General features: G+C 45.6%; 11 protein-coding genes. 6 read left to right on the top strand and 5 right to left on the bottom strand.

Annotation, left to right across the window (positions count from 1 at the left end; translation table 11 throughout):
• The first annotated feature begins 19 nt into the window (after nucleotides 1-19).
• Nucleotides 20-619, top strand: a complete 600-nt coding sequence (locus LAQ65_RS14980) for a DNA-3-methyladenine glycosylase (RefSeq protein WP_224117805.1) — start codon at nucleotides 20-22, stop codon at nucleotides 617-619.
• A gap of 29 nt (nucleotides 620-648) precedes the next feature.
• Here LAQ65_RS14980 and LAQ65_RS14975 read toward each other — a convergent pair whose 3' ends face one another.
• Together LAQ65_RS14975 and upp are read right to left on the bottom strand one after the other, a co-directional pair.
• Nucleotides 649-1,662 carry a PorP/SprF family type IX secretion system membrane protein gene (locus LAQ65_RS14975; RefSeq protein WP_224117804.1) on the bottom strand — a complete coding sequence of 338 codons (1,014 nt, stop codon included), beginning with the start codon at nucleotides 1,660-1,662 and terminating at the stop codon, nucleotides 649-651.
• Nucleotides 1,663-1,709: 47 nt separating this feature from the next.
• Nucleotides 1,710-2,360 (bottom strand): uracil phosphoribosyltransferase, encoded by a 651-nt coding sequence (gene upp / locus LAQ65_RS14970; protein WP_224117803.1) that lies wholly within the window; start codon nucleotides 2,358-2,360, stop codon nucleotides 1,710-1,712.
• 94 nt (nucleotides 2,361-2,454) lie between these two features.
• Between upp and LAQ65_RS14965 the strand changes: the two genes are divergently transcribed.
• A complete protein-coding gene (locus LAQ65_RS14965) occupies nucleotides 2,455-3,558 on the top strand; it encodes an anhydro-N-acetylmuramic acid kinase (RefSeq protein WP_224117802.1) in 1,104 nt (367 codons plus the stop codon).
• Between the two features lie 63 nt (nucleotides 3,559-3,621).
• On the opposite strand, the gene LAQ65_RS14960 is transcribed toward LAQ65_RS14965, so the two are convergent.
• Genes LAQ65_RS14960 through LAQ65_RS14950 form a run of 3 tightly spaced genes read right to left on the bottom strand, consistent with a single transcriptional unit; the run spans nucleotide 3,622 to nucleotide 6,223 of the window.
• Entirely contained in the window at nucleotides 3,622-4,353 is a 732-nt protein-coding gene (locus tag LAQ65_RS14960) for a LytR/AlgR family response regulator transcription factor (protein ID WP_224117801.1), read from the bottom strand.
• The gene (locus LAQ65_RS14955) at nucleotides 4,331-5,389 is read right to left on the bottom strand and encodes a sensor histidine kinase (RefSeq protein WP_224117800.1); all 1,059 of its coding nucleotides are present in this window, start codon (nucleotides 5,387-5,389) and stop codon (nucleotides 4,331-4,333) included. The genes LAQ65_RS14960 and LAQ65_RS14955 overlap by 23 nt, the downstream gene beginning before the upstream one ends.
• Nucleotides 5,390-5,422: 33 nt before the next feature.
• Entirely contained in the window at nucleotides 5,423-6,223 is an 801-nt protein-coding gene (locus LAQ65_RS14950; RefSeq protein WP_224117799.1) for a LiaF transmembrane domain-containing protein, read from the bottom strand.
• Between the two features lie 274 nt (nucleotides 6,224-6,497).
• Here LAQ65_RS14950 and LAQ65_RS14945 point away from each other — a divergent pair, with 274 nt between their 5' ends.
• From LAQ65_RS14945 to LAQ65_RS14930, 4 genes are all read left to right on the top strand, one after another.
• The gene (locus LAQ65_RS14945; protein ID WP_224117798.1) at nucleotides 6,498-8,606 is read left to right on the top strand and encodes an adenylate/guanylate cyclase domain-containing protein; all 2,109 of its coding nucleotides are present in this window, start codon (nucleotides 6,498-6,500) and stop codon (nucleotides 8,604-8,606) included.
• Nucleotides 8,607-8,690: 84 nt separating this feature from the next.
• Nucleotides 8,691-12,746 carry an nSTAND1 domain-containing NTPase gene (locus LAQ65_RS14940; protein ID WP_224117797.1) on the top strand — a complete coding sequence of 1,352 codons (4,056 nt, stop codon included), beginning with the start codon at nucleotides 8,691-8,693 and terminating at the stop codon, nucleotides 12,744-12,746.
• Nucleotides 12,733-16,755: an ATP-binding protein gene (locus tag LAQ65_RS14935; protein ID WP_224117796.1), complete on the top strand. Its 4,023-nt coding sequence runs from the start codon at nucleotides 12,733-12,735 to the stop codon at nucleotides 16,753-16,755. Before LAQ65_RS14940 ends, LAQ65_RS14935 begins: the two co-directional genes overlap by 14 nt.
• Nucleotides 16,755-17,558 carry a hypothetical protein gene (locus LAQ65_RS14930; RefSeq protein ID WP_224117795.1) on the top strand — a complete coding sequence of 268 codons (804 nt, stop codon included), beginning with the start codon at nucleotides 16,755-16,757 and terminating at the stop codon, nucleotides 17,556-17,558. Before LAQ65_RS14935 ends, LAQ65_RS14930 begins: the two co-directional genes overlap by 1 nt.
• The last annotated feature ends 18 nt before the right edge of the window (nucleotides 17,559-17,576 follow it).

The raw sequence follows: 17,576 nt of genomic DNA, 5'->3' as shown, positions 1-17,576 counted from the left end.
AAGTAAGACCCCGGGGAAAATGATGACAAAATTGGACAACTCTTTTTTTACGCGGCCCGATGTGCTGGCTATTGCAAGGGATTTGATCGGGAAAATACTGGTGACGCAAATTAACGGCGCTTATGCCAGCGGGCGTATTGTGGAGACTGAAGCATATAACGGCGTGGTGGACAGGGCATCACATGCATATATGGGAAGAAGGACCAGCCGCACGGAAGTTATGTACCAGGAAGGTGGTATTGCGTATGTATATCTGTGTTATGGTATGCACCACCTGTTCAATGTGGTAACCAATGCTGAAGATATACCGCATGCGGTTCTGATAAGGGCAATAGAACCTATGGAAGGTATAGGGTTTATGCTGCAGCGCATGAAGAAAGAGCGGCTGGACTTTACCGTTGGCCGCGGGCCGGGTAACCTGTCGAAGGCAATGGGCATCACGACGGCTTACACAGGTATTACACTGGAAAAGGAAATCAGCATCTGGACCGACAACCGGGATGAAGGGGAAATTCTGGCCTCACCCCGCATTGGTGTTGACTATGCAGGTGAAGATGCTGTTTTGCCGTACAGGTTTTTTATTAGCGGTAACCGCTTTGTAAGTGGGCGCAAACGATAATTTACCCGCCGGGTATTACCCGCCGGGTGTCAGAATTTCGGGCAAGGGATATCTTTCCGGCCGTCACTACGTCTTTTGATGTAGATCAGTGATATTTCAATACCCCCTCTTTTTTGGGAAGCGGTTTTAAGGTTGGAGGTGTTCACATCGTAGGTAGCACCAAACCGGAAATCAGCCCATTCGAATCCCAGGTAAGGAATGAGGGCATCGTTGAAGCGATACCAGGAACCCACGTAAAAGCTATTGGGCCGGTCAAAATCATCATTCAGGTTAAAGGCGATAGCGCCGCCGAGCAGGGTTTCATAGGCACCGGCCTGGCGGCTGTGCTGGGCTGAAAAATGCAGGGTGGTGGTTTGTCCAACGGGTACATATCCGCCACCATGAATTGTTACCCGGGGTTCAAGGGTATAAAACCCATTGGTGAAACTTTCCTGGGGCCTGTTGATATGGTAGACAGAAGCGCCGAAGTAAAAATTATCATCCCCTGTGGTAGATCCGCTGTAGATCATTCCCGCGTTAAAATCAAAATAACTCACGTTCACCTGGGTGCCGTCAATTGCTTCGCCACTGGGGTTGGTCCAGGTACCATCCAGGGCCAGTTCGTTCTCGAAGTTCAGTTGTGTTCCATCCAGCCTTTTGCTGGCATATACACCCTGGAAGCCGATACCCAGCTGGTGGAAACCGTTTTCATCTAATGCTTTATGGTATGCGGTGGAAAATGACAGGTAGTTGCTATTCAGGATTCCGTTAGCAGTGCGGTCGGTCATGGCCATTCCACCGATGCCCCAGGTATCATTGCTGTTCAGTTTGCCTGCCATAATGGGGGCGTCAACGGAAATAGTAGAGGTAACAAAGGCTTTGCTGATCGTTGGCCATTGGTCACGATAGTTGCCTGCAATCCTCACAACACCGTTGAATTTACCCGTGTAGGCAGGATTCAGCGTAAGCGGTGACGCGAAAAACTGTGAAAAATGGGGATCTTGCGCAATAACAGGGGCAGAAAAAAAACCCGTCAGCAGCAGTATGCCTAACACTATTCTCATAATCGGAACGGTAAAGTAAAAAAAAATGCTGATGGCAGCTGTTAAAATTAGGATTGTTGTTTCAACCCGAAGGCCAGGTCTCCTGCATCTCCTAATCCGGGTACGATATACCCTTTTGCTGTTAGCTCATCGTCTATGGCGCCGCACCAGATCTTTACATTTGGTTCATTTCTGTGAACATACTCAATTCCTACGGTACATGCAATAACACAAACGATATGAATTTCTTTAGGGTTGCCTTCCTCGCGCAGCGCTTGTATGGTTTTTACAAGGGAAGCTCCGGTTGCAATCATAGGATCACATAGTATAACTACGCGATTCTCGATATCCGGACAGGTCACATATTCCAGGCTTATTTCAAAAGAACCGTCGGGATGGTGCTTACGGTAGGCTGAAATGAAGGCATTATCGGCGCGGTCGAAGTAATTTAGAAGGCCCTGGTGCAGGGGGAGCCCGGCCCTTAAAATAGTTGCCAGCACTGGTTGTTGCTGAAGTTTCTTGCTACTGGATGTTCCCAGCGGGGTTTGGGTTTCGGATTGGTCGAAAGCCAAACCCTTGCTGATTTCATAGGCGGCAACTTCCCCGATCCTCTCCAGGTTACGTCGAAACCGCATGCGGTCGCTTTGCAGTTCCATATCCCGGATCTCATTGATCCAGTCGCACAAAATCGAATAATGCTTGCTTAAATTGACCACCATTGTATTCCTATTTTTCTGCAGGGGCCAATCGTTGTAATTTGCACCCGCCTGACAAATCTAACCTGTGGGCGGTTAAATCTAAAATCAATTTTTCATGGTGTATAAAGCGATCGGGTTAATGAGTGGCAGTTCCCTGGATGGCCTGGATATTGCCTATGTGCATTTCCATGAAACCGGTGGGCGGTGGACAATGGAGATCCAGCACACGGCATGTTATCCCTATTCAGCCGAATGGACCGAGAAATTACGCACAGCTACCAGGCTGCCGGCCCTGGATTATATGTTGCTTCATGCTGATTATGGCCATTATTTAGGGGATGCGGTGAATAAGTTCATCCATAGTTTTAACCTGGATCATAAAGTGGATATGGTGACTTCGCATGGCCATACCAGTTTTCACCTGCCAATGCGCGGCATGACCCACCAGCTTGGGGATGGTGCGGCAATTGCAGCGGAAACCGGATTGCCGGTAATCAGTGACCTGCGGGCATTGGATATGGCATTCGGCGGACAGGGGGCTCCGATAGTACCGATTGGTGAGAAATTATTGCTGGCCGAGTATGGCTTTTTGCTGAACCTGGGCGGCATTGCCAACATTTCATTTCGCGCCGGTGACCAATATTTCGGATTTGATCTTTGTCCGGCTAACCGCGTGCTGAATATGCTGGTTAAACCCCTTGGGCTTGAAATGGACAAGGGCGGGACCCTTGCAGCCAGCGGTAAGGTTAATGAGCGCCTCCTGGAAGAACTCGACCAGCTTGATTATTACGGCCTGCCTTACCCGAAATCTTTGGCGAATGATTTCGGGACCGACCTCGTATATCCTTTGGTTACCTCCTATAAATTAGCTGTTGAAGATGAGCTAAGTACATTTATAGAACATATTGCAACGCAGGTATCTTCAGGCATCAGTATTATTGCGCGGCGGGAAGGTATTGCCCTTGAAGGCCAGCAGTTGCTGGTTACGGGCGGTGGCGCGCTTAATGATTTCCTGGTGGGTCGCATCACCGCACATCTTCAGCCGATGGGCGTTACTGTTGTAGTTCCGGACCAGCAGTTGGTGGAATATAAGGAAGCGGTGATCATGGCCCTGATCGGGGTGTTGCGCTGGCGGGAAGAGTTTAATGTGCTGTCTTCGGTTACAGGCGCCCGTAAGGATAGCATCGGCGGGGCTTTGTGGTTAGGGACAGAGGCGTAGGGGGGGGTGAATGGTGAATAGTGAATGGTGAATGGTGAATTGAAAAGAAGGAATGAAACCCACTCAGAACCCCAGCTTCTCACGCAACTTCGGGTAGCCGCTTTTGCTTACCGGCAATTGCTTGCCATTGCGCAGTTGCACCAGGTAACTTTCTTTTTCGTGGGGATGTATTTTGGTGATCTCTTTAATGTTTACAATGCAGGAACGATGGATGCGTACAAAACTGTTACCGGGCAATTGTTTCTCCAAAGAAGACATCGTCCGGTTTTTCAGGTATGAGCCGCTTGCAGTAACTATCCGTGCATAATCATCGGCTGCTTCAATGTATAAAATATCGTTGATGTTAATGATGCGGATATTGCTGTTATCGCGGATCACGATGCGGTCTGCCTGTTGTGGCGATAGTGCGGTTGTTTCAAGGAGTGCGGGGGTTTTCCCGCTGGCCGGTTGCTGTAAAAATTTATTTATGGCTTTATCAAACCTTTCCTGTGAATAAGGTTTCAGCAGGTAATCCATCGCATGCAGTTCAAACGCTTTGATGGCGTACTCATCGAAAGCGGTGGTAAAGATCACGGCCGGAGGATTTTCCACGAGTTCCAGCATTTCAAAGCCATTGATCCTGGGCATCTGGATATCCAGGAAAATAAGGTCGGGTTTTTTTTGCTGGATGGCTTTCAATCCCTCGAAACCATCATGGCATACTGCCAGTACTTCAATCTCGGGATGTCTCTGCAGGTATTCCAGCACCATTTCGCAGGCAAGGGGTTCATCATCAATCAGTATGGCGGTTGGCATAAAGCTGTGGAATATTTATGGAGGTAATATACTGGTTATTCCCGGTGCTTACTGTGAGCAGGTCCTGGCGGCCAAAGAGCAGGTAAAGCCGGCGCTGGACTGCGCTGAGGCCGAACCCTGTTCCTTTATTTTCAGGGCTCGTTTCCGGATCAAATGGGTTGGTCACTTTTATGGCCAGGTTGTTATTTTCACATTTTGTTTCTATTTGAATGGTAACTTCCCCAACGGTGTCGTATAGCCCAAATTTAATGGCATTCTCAACAATTGGTTGCAAAATCAGCGGCGGCAAAACGGCATCGTTACAGGCTTCATCGATGCTTACTGAAGTCTGCAGGCGATGCCCGAAGCGCAGTTTTTCAATCTGAAGGTACCGGTCGATCTGTTCCATTTCTTCGCGGAAGGGCACCAGTTCATCTTCTTTACGGTTGATGGTTGCGCGTAAAAATGTACTCAGCTGCTCAATCATTTTGCGGGCTTCCTGGGGTCGCGACACTACCATTGCATTTATGGAGTTGAGGCTGTTGAACAGGAAATGCGGCTGTAATTGCTGGCGCAGTTTAAAGAGTTCGGCTTCACGTGCAAGGGTCTGGGTTTCGGTGCGCCGGTCTTTGGCTTCCAGTTCCTGTTGCAGCATATTCCAGAGCAGGTTCAGCACAACTATAAATCCAATTGCTAAAACATAAACCATTCCCCTGATCCCCGTACTCAGGTTTAAAAATTTAGTATATTCTGCATCGTTAGTATTAAATAGCGGCATCAAAAGTTTTGCCAGACCAGCAAGTAAAATGGAACAGACACCGGAGAAGATGATAATGAACCAGAAATTTTTTGCTGGCGGATGGTAATAGCGAAAGATCTGGATAATGGCCATGGTAGCGAAGGTAAGCACACCAATATTCACCATGGAATCTATAAAACTGGTACGCAGCGGAAAGCCCATTCCCCATACGGTGAAGAAGTGCAGTTGCCAGATCATAAAAATGATGCCCCCGCAAAGGTTTTTTAAAGTCAGGTATGAAAATGGTATGGTTGACATTGTGCTATGTTTTGGGCGAACAGCCAGTTATGGTTAATAGCTTTCTATTTGGATTCCGCCGAATACTGCATTTCCTTCCAGCAGCAGCACTTTGTCGGAGTAAATGGCATGTTTTGCACGTTTGTCTTCGACACCGCCTAATACTGCAGAGGTTTCCATTTTTACCTGCCAGTGCGCCGGCACAATGAGCCGGATGCTTCCGAATACGGCATTAAGTTCCAGGCTGGCCTGGTTCTGGATATCAGCCTGCATCAGGTTTATTTCAGCGCTCCCGAACACACTCGACACTTCGCCTCCTACAAAGTTTTTTGCGATAACAGCCTTGCGGATATTTCCAAAGACCGCGGTTTCCCTGATGCTGTCAGTGAATGTATCAGATATGGGTTCTGTAGTGGGAGCCGGGCCACCCTGACTGCCAGCTTCGTTTGCTTCTTTAGATACATTGTTGTCAGGGCTGGGGTCATGCTGCCAGAACTTCCCGGGACCACGGGGTTTCAGGATGATCATGAGGCCTACCAGTATCAATGCAGCAGGCACTAATAATTCACCGGGTAAGAAATCGGGATAAAAATCACGGAACAGGAAAACTGTTCCGATTAATATCGGGAAAACGAAACCGATATTCCGGAAACGATTTTTGAAACCTGAAAAAATGCCAATGCCAATCAGTAGCATCTGCCAGGAAAAAACAAAGTCGGGGATGGGCACCCCAACGTTACGGGCGAAAAGTAATCCGCCTGCAACACATAGTGCCAATCCAAAGAAAATACCGCCATGCCGGTTGTCCCGATTTTTGTGTCCCCAGCGATTATCATATCTGTTGAATTTATCCATTGTATTAATTTTTATCAAAACTAGGTTGGGATAGGGCGCCGCACAAGGGGTTATCCGCAGGATAGCGTGAGTTTCCGGTGAATGGCAGTAAATGGTCGGTGAAATAATTAATGGCAGGCGTTTTAAAAAGTGCGAAGCCAGGTCCGGTAGTAGCATTTCGGTAATGCATGCATGCTCTGCCGGTAGTGGAAAAAACGCCAGTGCAGTGCAGGATATTTATTTTGGGTATTGAATACTTTTATGGAAAGTGACAATTTTTTACTAATTTCCTGACATGTCTCAGCACCGCCAACTCGCAGCCATCATGTTTACCGATATTGTTGGGTATACAGCTTTGATGGGAAATAATGAACAGAAGGCATTTGAACTGCTCCGTAAAAACCGGGAAATACAGAAACCCGTCATCGAAGAATTCGGTGGCAGGTGGATCAAGGAACTGGGTGATGGGGTGATGGCTACTTTCCCTGCGGTAAGTAATGCAGTTTATGCAGCCATGAAAATCCAGGAACTCTGCAGGCAGGTGAATGCTTTTTCACTGCGTATAGGCATCCACCAGGGCGAAGTGGTTTTCGAAAATGATGATATATTCGGGGATGCCGTAAATATTGCCGCACGCATTCAAACTGCGGCTACTCCCGGTGGGATATTCATTTCCGAATCGGTACACCGCGATGTATCCAATAAAAATGATATCCGCTCGGAATTTGTAAGACTGGAAATCCTGAAGAATGTTAAGGAACCGGTTGGGGTATACAAAATCCTGCTTGGCGGGGAAGAAATACTGAATGTGCAGGAGAAACCTGCTGCTTTAGGTTCTATTGTTCCTGGTTATGATTGTGATATCCATATCAGTTACCGTTTCAACGATAATAAATATGATGGCTGGGTGACCGAATTTGTGGAGAAACTACAGCAGGAATTAAGCGCCACCATTAAAGACAAACTTTCAATATTCTTTGATAAGCGCCCGGAGGAAAACCTGCCTGAATCACCTGTCCAATCCCTGATTTTCATTCCTATCATTTCACAGACCTATTGTGATACCTCTTCCCCGGTTTGGAAAAGGGAGTTCGCTCCTTTCCTGGCGCAGGCAAAATCGGACAGCATTGGTCCGAATATCAAGCTTTCCAACGGTAATGCCGTATCGAGGGTCATTCCGGTGAAGATCCATGATATCGACACCGATGATGTCAAACTGCTGGAGTCGGAATTGTCTGGCATAATGCGCTCCATTGATTTTATCTACCGTGATGAAGGTGTTAATCGCCCTTTACGCCCGCTTGATGATGAAAAGAATACCAGTCCGCTTAGACCCATGTACCGCAACCAGATCAATAAACTGGCGAATGCAGTAAAGGAAATCATCAGCGGAATTAAATTGAAACAGCAGGGTGCCCCTGTTATAAATACGACCATCTCTGCAACTGCCCGCCAGATTGTGCCTAATGTTGTGTCCACCTCTTTGTCGCCTGGTATTAAGGTCCAGGTGATCAATCGAGATCGCCCAAATATATACCTGGCCTGGACTTCCAGTGATTTAAAAGAAAGCCGGGAAGAGATGGCCATCATCCTGCAGAAAGCAGGCTTTAATGTTTTGCCGGCAGTTGATTGTCCGGCTGATGATGAAACCTTTAAGCAAAAAACAACAGAAGAAATCGATAAATGTGTTTGTTCGCTGCATATGTTAAGCGGGGAATTTGGAAGGCGGTTTGAAGCCGATGAAGAGATGTCTTTCCCGCAGTACCAATTCCTGGCAGCCAAAAACAAAGTTGATGCACCCGGTTCGGACTTTAGTGTATTTGTCTGGCAGTCCCCTGAAAATTCAGTGGCTATAAAACCGGCGCAACAGAATTTCATCAAATATATCCGGAACAATATCACCCGGAACATGATGTTCTCCAATAGTCTTGGGCCCATGCAACTGGTAGATGATATCAGGGTGGTAATGATGAAAAATGATACCAAAGTGTATGATTCGAAAGATACCGACATCTTCTTTATTTTCAACCAGCAGGACGAACAGGAGGCGCAGCATATTATTAATACACTGAGTCTTGAGTTCCCTGTAGAGACCATGAATATCCTTCCGGAAGGGGAAGACTCCTACCGGGAAATGTCTTCGCAACAGATCCCGAAAAGCAAACTGGCTGTGGTGTATTTCAAATATGCTGCAGACTGGGCGCTTCCATTTATAAAACAAATCTGGAAACAGGTTGGCGGGGCCTCATCCCCTACACCCATGTTCCTGGTGGGTGAGGATGACCCCTATACTAATATTGCCCGGAATTTCAAGGCGCCAAAAGTAATATCAAGTATAGTGCCTAAAGAATCCATTCCTGTAGAAGTGAAAAAAGTGTACAACGCGGTTGTAGAAATAAAGTAAATTTTCAGAGCCCCGGCTAAATATATATAAACCCTAAACCCATATCTCTGTCAATAATACCTTGACATAGATACATCCCGCAACATGCTTGAAGCTTATCAGATTTGTCCTTATACTGGTTTGAGATCCTTTACGGAAGAGGAATCCCTTTATTTTAAGGGGCGGGAAGATGATATAGACCTGGCTACCGCACAACTACAGCGGAACAAATTTTTGATGTTAACCGGGGCATCGGGAGATGGTAAATCTTCCCTGGTATATGCCGGTATCATTCCCAATGCAAAGTCAGGTTTCCTGAAATCAAAATACTCACAGTGGTGTGTAGCCGATTTCCGGCCGGAAAGGACACCTTTCAGGAACCTGGCAACTGCTATTGCCAGGCAACTGGACATACCCAACCAGACTACAGTTGAGTCTGAATTGAATCATGGCTTTTCTGCCCTGGTTGATTTATATAAAAGTTCAAAAAGGTATATAGACACAGCATCTGCAGAATGGCTGCAGGCGGATGATTCCGGTAAAGCTGTAATGCGCCGGGGAGCTGCCAACCTGGTTATCCTTGTAGACCAGTTTGAGGAATTTTTCACCAACCCCGAAAATTACCAGCAGGGAGCCCCTTCTAAAGAAGCGAACCTGGTACTCAACCTGTTATTGGAAACGACCCGCATTGCGCTGGAAGAAGACCTGCCTGTCTATGTGATCTTTACGATGCGGTCCGATTATATTGGTCAGTGTGCTGCATTCCGTGGCCTGCCTGAATATATTGGTTTTTCCCAGTTTTTTGTACCCCGCCTGAACCGCTCGCAATTGCAACAGGTTATTGAAGAACCGGCAGTACTCAGTGGGAACCGGATTACACGCAGGTTAACAGAGCGATTGATACACGACCTTACAGAAGGGGGCGACCAGCTGCCCATTCTCCAGCATGCACTTAACCAGATTTGGCTGGCTGCTGATATGGGCAATGAAGAAATGGACCTTCTGCACTATGCTATGGTAGGCGGTATGAATGTGCAGGAGTTGCCAGAGGAACAAGTGCCTCGTTTTAACGAATGGTTTGCTTCGCTGACGCCGGAGATCAAAGCCTGTTACCATGCGCCCAGTTTGCAAAATGTACTCGATACCCATGTCAATAAATTATATGAACAGGCAGCAGGATATTATACCCAAAAAACGGGTAAGCCTGTTTCCAGGGATGAAAGCCGGTTAATCATCCGTACAGCCTTTACCTGCCTGACTAAAATTGACCAGGGACGGGCAGTGCGCAACCGGATGACCCTGCAGGAAATCACCAATATTTTAGGGCAACCAGGTATAGATGCCAGTATGGTCGGAACTGTATTGAACATTTTCAGGGAACCCGGCAATACTTTTATACGGCCTTTTATTAATACAGAGATACCGGAAAGCCAATCACTGCAACCCGGCCAGGTCCTTGACATCACCCATGAAAGCCTGATCAGGAACTGGTTATACCTTGGACAATGGGCAAAAGAAGAATTTAATAACTATTCTATTTCGCTGGATTTCGAACAGCAGTTGGGCCGCTGGGTAAATAGTGGCAAATCGAACAGCTTCCTGCTGCCTATCGGGCCGCTTACTTATTTTGAAACCTGGTATAATAAAGTAAAACCCAATGCCTGGTGGATTGCCCGTTACCTGCCGGAAGAAGGCAGGGAAGAAGTAAAGCTCAATAAAGCCAATGAAATACTCAATAATGGCCGGGAATTTATCAGCCGTAGCGCCAGCAGGCATGTGGTAACCCGTACCATCATGCGCTACGGGCCAAAACGGATCGCTGCTTTCGTGGGATTAATTGCAGTAATTGCTTTAAGTGCCTTTGCGATCAATGTGTATTTCAAACGGCAGAATGAATCTGTGTTGAAGAATATCCATCAGCAGGGCCTTGCACTGACAGCCAACCCCAAAGTAAAACTGGAGTATAAAGTTACCCTGGCTTGTGAAGAATTAAAGATGGGCCTTACTACCCTGAAGGAAGCTGTTATGGCCAGTAAAGAACCAATCGACCGGATTAATGTAGCCAATGGCATCGCAACCTTATTATTATTGCAGGGCAGGGATAATCCCCGGGATCTTATTATGCAAAGCCTGTCACTTACAGACAGCCTTTTGGAGGCGATTACGATTCCGGAAAATAATCCCATACTCCTTTCTTCCGTGCTTAAGGAAATCAATGATTTCAGGGTTATCCTGGAACTGGGTTATTTTAACCTGGCTGATCCGCAGGTCATGGAATGGCGGAAACGGAATGCAAGGCGCTCTGCCCAATGGTCCTTTCATATAGCACTCCGGCAACCTGCCGGGTTTTCTGATATCCAGCAATTTTTCCTTGCCCTTGAAAATGCCATTAATTACAAGGCTTTTTCCGGTGAGGAAATACATAACCTGCTCGGAATTTTATCGCCATTTGAAAACAGTTCACCATCTAAATGGGTAGAAACAAATTTCCAAAGAGATAAGTTTTTATTGCGGAGTGAATTGAATTACGGTTTTATGTCCAATGGTTTGTACCAGGACCTGGCTTATCTCTATGCGGCTTCGGGCAATAGTGAAAAGGCTTTACAATGCATTGATACCCTGCTTCAGTACAACCAGAATTATCACCAGGGAGACTATGCAACACTGGCCGATAATGCCGCTAATATCGCCGCAGTATTTTACAGCAACGGGAAAACGGAAGTGCTGGACAATTTTGTAAAAGGGTATTGCACGAGGAAAAAAATTGATGAACAGGAGTTTTATACGCGCCTGCTGGGCCGGACATTACCAGATCGTCTTACCATGTCCAACCTGGAATTGTATTTCTGGATGGATAATTCCTTCAATCTGAATTTGCAATTCAGTAGCCGCGACCAGTTAAGTTTTTTCTATAACAAATTCCGGGAGGTGATTCAATTATCTGCGGGTGATAATGATAAGAAGAATTTCTTTACAGCCCTTTCCTTTAAGGATGAAGGCATATCAAAATCTGCCTATAAGGATTTACCTCCCAATGGAGAATTAACTACACAGGCTTATTTTGATAAGGCCTTTAGTTATTATAATAAAGTTAGTCCGGCTTACCTTAACCAGGCAACTTCAATTGTTGGTGCCAGCGGCGGTGATGAATTAAATGTTCCCCGTAAAACACTTTTTATTTATCCCGACATCAGGACAATATATCATCCTTTGGAACCCCGGGCTTTCTTCTTTTTTTATTTTACAGATATTTTCCTGCAGTATATAATTGATCAGCACCTGTTTGACCAGCTGTATCCCGGCCAGGATGAATTGAATAATATTTCTTACTGGTTACATGATTATAATGTAAAAATGTTTTTTCCCCGCGGGTTCTTTACCCCGAAACCAAAGCCTGGCATATTCAGCAAATTAGACCAGGAACTGGAAAGGCGAAAAGTGGACAGGAGCCTTGAATTAAACCTGCTTTACCTCTACCTGGGCCAGGAGGCACAACAGGCAGGAAATACGGAAGAGATGCTTCGCTATTACCGAAAGCTGCAAAATAACACCCTCTTTAACCAATTAAAGACAATCGAGTTTGGTGGCCAGCCAAGTAACCAGTCTTTCCGGCTTATAGCTGTTGCCGTAAAAGGGCTGGTAAAAGCCGGTCATTTTGATGAGGCCCATAAAATTGTCGCCACATTCAAGTTGCCGATGAACAGGTCTTCGCTGTATGCATTTGCTGCAACGGAAATGATACGCGAAAAACAGGATGCTAAGATCATACAGCAACTAATTGATTCCGCTGGAAGCGAGGCCAAACGTGCAGAGAATGTAACCACGGACCAGCCCAACCGGCAATTACTGGCCTTTGCATTAGCCATGCAGTCGCCTGGTAAAAATGCAACTGAAATAAACCGCCTGATAAAGAACCTGCCACAAAAATTTTCTGCATTTAAGAATACCTGCAGGTCTTATGCTTTTAATGGTGATTTATTCGGGGCAACAGACCATATACCCAATGCTATTTCTGATAATGACCAGGCCGATTTTTTAGCCACTATCCTTTATGGTTATTGGGAAAAAGATAAAGTGTCTGGTAGTGAATGGGCTGGCTTTAATGAGTATTACCGGCCATTTATCACACGATATATACAATACGTAGATGAAAACAACTGACCTGAACCATATTTGTCCATATACCGGCCTCCGTTCATTTACGGAGGAAGAAAGCCTTTATTTCAAGGGCAGGGACCTGCAGGTGGATCAGATCACGGCACTACTCGAACAGAACAAATTCCTGATGGTTACCGGTGCTTCCGGTGAAGGCAAATCGTCGCTGATCTATGCAGGCCTTATTCCCAATGCACGCGCAGGATTTTTTAAAGCCAGGTATTCCAATTGGCTTGTTGCTGGTTTCCGGCCTGAAAGGAATCCGGTCAGGAATATGGCTGCAGCAGTTGCTGAACAATTGCAACTAAGTGTTGATACGGTTGAAACTGAATTGAGGCGTGGATACAGCTCCCTGATCGACCTTTACCTGAATTCATCTTTTTATGCAGGGGAAGAAGAGGTGAGCCTGGAAAAAAAGCGTAAGTCGGCGAACCTGATGATCCTGGTTGACCAGTTCGAGGAATTTTTTACCAACCCCGAGAATTTTTTCAATGATGTCCATTCAAAGGATGCACAGATCGTTGTAAACCTCTTATTGGAAACTGCACGCATTGCCATCAGCCGGAACCTGCCGGTATATGTGGTATGCACCATGCGTTCGGATTATATTGGCCAGTGTTCTTCTTTCCGGGGTTTACCGGAATATATAGGGTTCTCCCAGTTCTTTGTTCCCAGGTTAAAAAGGAAAGATTTAAAACAGGTCATTGAAGAACCCGCAATTTTAAGTGGCAACCGTATTTCACAACGCCTGATCGAAAGACTGGTTTATGATATTGCCGATGGCGTTGACCAGTTGCCCATTTTGCAACATGCCCTCAGCCGCATCTGGCAGGCAGCGGATAATGGCAGGGAGGAAATGGACCTGCTGCATTATGCCATGGTTGGTGGTATGCCCGCTGATGATTTGCCTGATGAAGACAGGGTGAAATTCACCAACTGGCTGGCGACTATTCCTGAACAGCAGCAGAAATTTTATGCGGAAACAGGATTGCATAAAGTCATTGAAATACATGCCAGCTTATTATATGAAAATGCATGGAATTATTACAACCAGCAGCATCCGGACAGTCCCGTTTCACAACGGGATGCCAAACGGATCATAGCGCTCACTTTCAGTTGCCTCACAAAATATGATAACAGCCGCGCTGTAAGGAACAGGATGACCCTGGCTGAAATAACCAGTATCATCAACACACCACACCTGTCTCCGGAAGTTGTGGGCGGGGTGATCAATATATACCGGGAAGAAGGCAATTCATTTATCAGGCCTTTTAAAACGGATGACCCGAAAACCCATGACCTGTCGCCCGAAACAGTACTGGATATTACCCATGAAAGCCTGATCCGGAACTGGAATAAATTAAACAGTTGGGCTAACAGGGAATATGAATTTTATTCTACTTACCTCGATTTCCAAAAGCAGGTTGACCGTTGGAAAAATAGTGGTAAAAGCAGTGGTTACTTATTACCCATCGGCCCGCTGACTTATTTTGAAAACTGGTATAATAACTGTAAACCAAATACAGGCTGGTTACGCCGGTATGGTGGAATTACAGGTGATCCGGCGGAGTCCCTTCACACAGCAGAAGCAGACCTGGGTGATATTAAAGAATTCCTGAAAAAAAGTGCACGGAAAGAAATGGTTACCCGTGCATTCATGAAATATGGCGCCAGGAGGATTACGGCTATACTGGCAATAATGATCATGCTTGTACTTACCGGGTTTTATTGGTACGATGCAGAGCAAAAGAAAAATGAAAATGTGATCAAACGCGTTAGGAAAGAAGCATCTGCCTTATTGAACAGCCAGGAAGTCAATATCCAGGACAAAGCAGTTTATATGCTGGCAGAAGAGCGGTACCAGCAAGGTTCCCTGGTTCCGGCACTGGAGGCACGTGATTTTAAAAGCAGGGTAAAAATTGCAGTTGAGTCATATAAGCAATTGCTGCTGCAGGAAAAACACCTGGAAGGTGATTTGAAAAACCAATTGTTTTCCCTCATTACAAAAAATTTAATGAACCCGGACCCAGCGGCAGACCCTGAATTTTTGCTGCTGGAAGGGAATAAATTCACGGCATTGCTGGCGATGGACAAGTATTACCTACCTGACCCTAAAAAAGAGGAAGTGCTTGCAGCAATTGCAGAAAAAAATTACCAGTTGGTGATGCGTTTCCTGGGTAATAAAAAATTGTACCTGCCAACTATTCCAATTGAACTTAATATGGCCATACAGTACTGGCTTACTGTGGGTAAGGCCAGCCCGGAACAAATCAAAAATTTACTGGCGCTTGTATCGCCACTTTCCTCAAAAGAAGGAGAAGCTGTTTTCAATTTGTATTATCCCAAGGGAAGTTTTGAAACCAATGGGCGGCTGGCCAATGATTTTAACGGCGGATACCATACACTGGCTTCATTGTATGCTGCTGCAGGTGAGACGGATCATATAACCTGGTGTTTCAGGCAACTCCTTGACAATAACCAAAGGGATTATTTTGAGTTGCCGCGGATCCTGAATAGCCACCTCAATATAATAGGGTACCTCTATCAATACGGGCATCAAAAGGAGGCAATTTCATTAATGCAATGGATAAGTTCAAATACCCGCGATAACTCTCCCCAGGTGCAGCTGCGCAATGTTGTTATCCGTTCCGGATATATTACACATATGTATTTGTTAAACGTTATCCGCAATTACCACCGTTCCACAAGGGGGTATGTTTTCCCGAACCTTTACCTGTCTGACCGTGCAGTTTTTGATGAAGAGATGGCTGATTATGATAGCACGCTTAAGCAGATCCCGAACCCCTCTGAACGTAATTTCGAACTGGCCATGAATTATAAACGAAAGGCCATGTTCTACCATAAATACTGGTGGGACCGGAATATGCCTGTTGATGAAGTAAAGTTAGATGGTTACCTAAAAGCAGCAGTTGACCTGTACGGGCAAGTCAGTAAAGACTCACTTGATGCAATGATTTCAACAACTGTGGTCTATAATGGTGATGGTGTCAGGACAAAACTTATTTCAAGGCATGACCTTTTTATCTATCCGGATTACCGGGATGGCTGGTTCAGCTGGACTTTCCACAGCGATTATTTTTTCAATTACCTGCGTAAGAATGGACTGCTTTCCCAATTGTATAAAACGGGCAATGACCTCCAGGCTATTCATTATTGGGTAGCAAAGGCTTTTGAAACCAAAGCTGATATTTCCCCTGAAGCATATTCAAAAAACTATTCACTACCTGATTCCACTTTACAAAACATCATCAGCTTTACGGACCAGCACCCTGAGGGTAAAGCATTTGATAAGAACCTGCTGTTACTGGTATTAGCGAACCGGGCATTTGACCGGGGTGATAGCCTTGAAGGAATGAAATATACAGGCCTTTTGGACCTGCAAAACATCCATCGGTCCAAGGACAAATATGAATACCTCGAGAAAGTATTCTTCCTGAATTTAATGCGGCAGCTGGCTGAGCACCTGGCTGAATTAGGGAAAATGGAAAAATCTGTCAGCATTGCCGAATTGTTCGAAGAAAACCATGAAAAAGTTCTTGGGTACCTGCATATAGCAGAAAAATTATACAGGCAGAACGCCAATCCAAAAGCATTTGTTTACCTGGATTCCGCCTACGCCAATATTGCTAAGCTTGATTATGCAAAGCTTGATGCCCGGTTGGATCCACGCGTAGACCAGATCCTGGTGCTTTCGGAAATAGGCAGTAAATCTGTCAATACACACGCAAGTGAAATATTAAGGGATATTCCGGAAGGTGGAAAATTTTTTGGCATTTACTACCAGGTGCTTGGTGTTTCCTATGAAGGGAATTATTACCGCGCTTTAACTTCCCTGCCTTCCACGCTTACAGAATCACAGGACCTGGTTTGCCGAACCCTGATCTTACTGGAAGCCTGCCGGGTCAGGGAACGCCAGACAGGCGATCAAAAATGGACCTCCTTTGACAAAAACCTGTTGTGGGATATAAACTACCTAAACTACCTCCCTAACTAATGAAAAGAGACCAATCCTTATATTACCTGTTGTTTGTGCTGCTGATCATGGGCGCGTTTGCCGCCATGGCCCAGAATAGTTACGGACTAAAAATCCTGGGTGGCGTAGCTGCTGCATTTGGGTTGATTTTCGGGGTGAGGTTAATTTCCCTTTTATGGAAGAAAGACCGGAAAAATATTTATGCGTTGATTGAAATGTCCAGTCTTACCCTGCTTGCCTTCATTCTTATGCTGCGTGTTTTTTATATCCATTTTCAATTTGTTGAAGGCTTGTTTGTGGTAGCAGGAATTTGCCTTGCCGGAATCTATATGCGTAAAATGATATACCGCTACAGGAAACTGCAACCCATTAATAATTTCCTTGCCTTGTCTGTACTTATTTTCCACGCGAGTATTATTTTGTTTTTGCTTTCGCTGGTGGTTATGCCATTTGTACCGGGTTCTGCGCAAATTGTTGGTGCGCTGGCATTTATTTTATTGCTTTGTTTCCTCACTGCAAGCCTGGTGAAAAAAGGGCGGGGGGAAGATGGCGAACCTGTTTCTGCATTGAAATATGTTCTTCAATATAAAGACTATTCATTCCTGATCATTTCCCTGTTCTTTCTCTTTTCACTCTATGTCGGGTTTAACAAGGCCGGTATGATTCCAGCCATTTATTCTGATGAATTTCCACAGGCTTATTTTGAACTCGTTGATAAGGCTGCTTCCGGAAAGGAAAAACCGGTTGATGGAAAATACCGCTACCAGGTCTTTAAGGAAAAATATGACGATTTCTTAAAAAGGAATAAGATCGCGCATAAATGAACACCATAAAAAAACGGT

It is taken from the genome of Flavihumibacter profundi, assembly GCF_020076305.1.
Lineage (GTDB): Bacteria > Bacteroidota > Bacteroidia > Chitinophagales > Chitinophagaceae > Flavihumibacter > Flavihumibacter profundi.
The sequence above is the reverse complement of the archived record's forward strand: the minus strand, read 5'-3'. Positions and strand labels throughout refer to the sequence as shown.

Coding starts and splice junctions, on each gene's coding strand:
- LAQ65_RS14980 (WP_224117805.1), top strand. CDS start 20: ATGATGACAAAATTGGACAACTCTTTTTTTACGCGGCCCGATGTGCTG.
- LAQ65_RS14940 (WP_224117797.1), top strand. CDS start 8,691: ATGCTTGAAGCTTATCAGATTTGTCCTTATACTGGTTTGAGATCCTTT.
- LAQ65_RS14935 (WP_224117796.1), top strand. CDS start 12,733: ATGAAAACAACTGACCTGAACCATATTTGTCCATATACCGGCCTCCGT.
- upp (WP_224117803.1), bottom strand. CDS start 2,360: ATGGTGGTCAATTTAAGCAAGCATTATTCGATTTTGTGCGACTGGATC.
- LAQ65_RS14965 (WP_224117802.1), top strand. CDS start 2,455: ATGGTGTATAAAGCGATCGGGTTAATGAGTGGCAGTTCCCTGGATGGC.
- LAQ65_RS14930 (WP_224117795.1), top strand. CDS start 16,755: ATGAAAAGAGACCAATCCTTATATTACCTGTTGTTTGTGCTGCTGATC.
- LAQ65_RS14955 (WP_224117800.1), bottom strand. CDS start 5,389: ATGTCAACCATACCATTTTCATACCTGACTTTAAAAAACCTTTGCGGG.
- LAQ65_RS14945 (WP_224117798.1), top strand. CDS start 6,498: ATGTCTCAGCACCGCCAACTCGCAGCCATCATGTTTACCGATATTGTT.
- LAQ65_RS14950 (WP_224117799.1), bottom strand. CDS start 6,223: ATGGATAAATTCAACAGATATGATAATCGCTGGGGACACAAAAATCGG.
- LAQ65_RS14975 (WP_224117804.1), bottom strand. CDS start 1,662: ATGAGAATAGTGTTAGGCATACTGCTGCTGACGGGTTTTTTTTCTGCC.
- LAQ65_RS14960 (WP_224117801.1), bottom strand. CDS start 4,353: ATGCCAACCGCCATACTGATTGATGATGAACCCCTTGCCTGCGAAATG.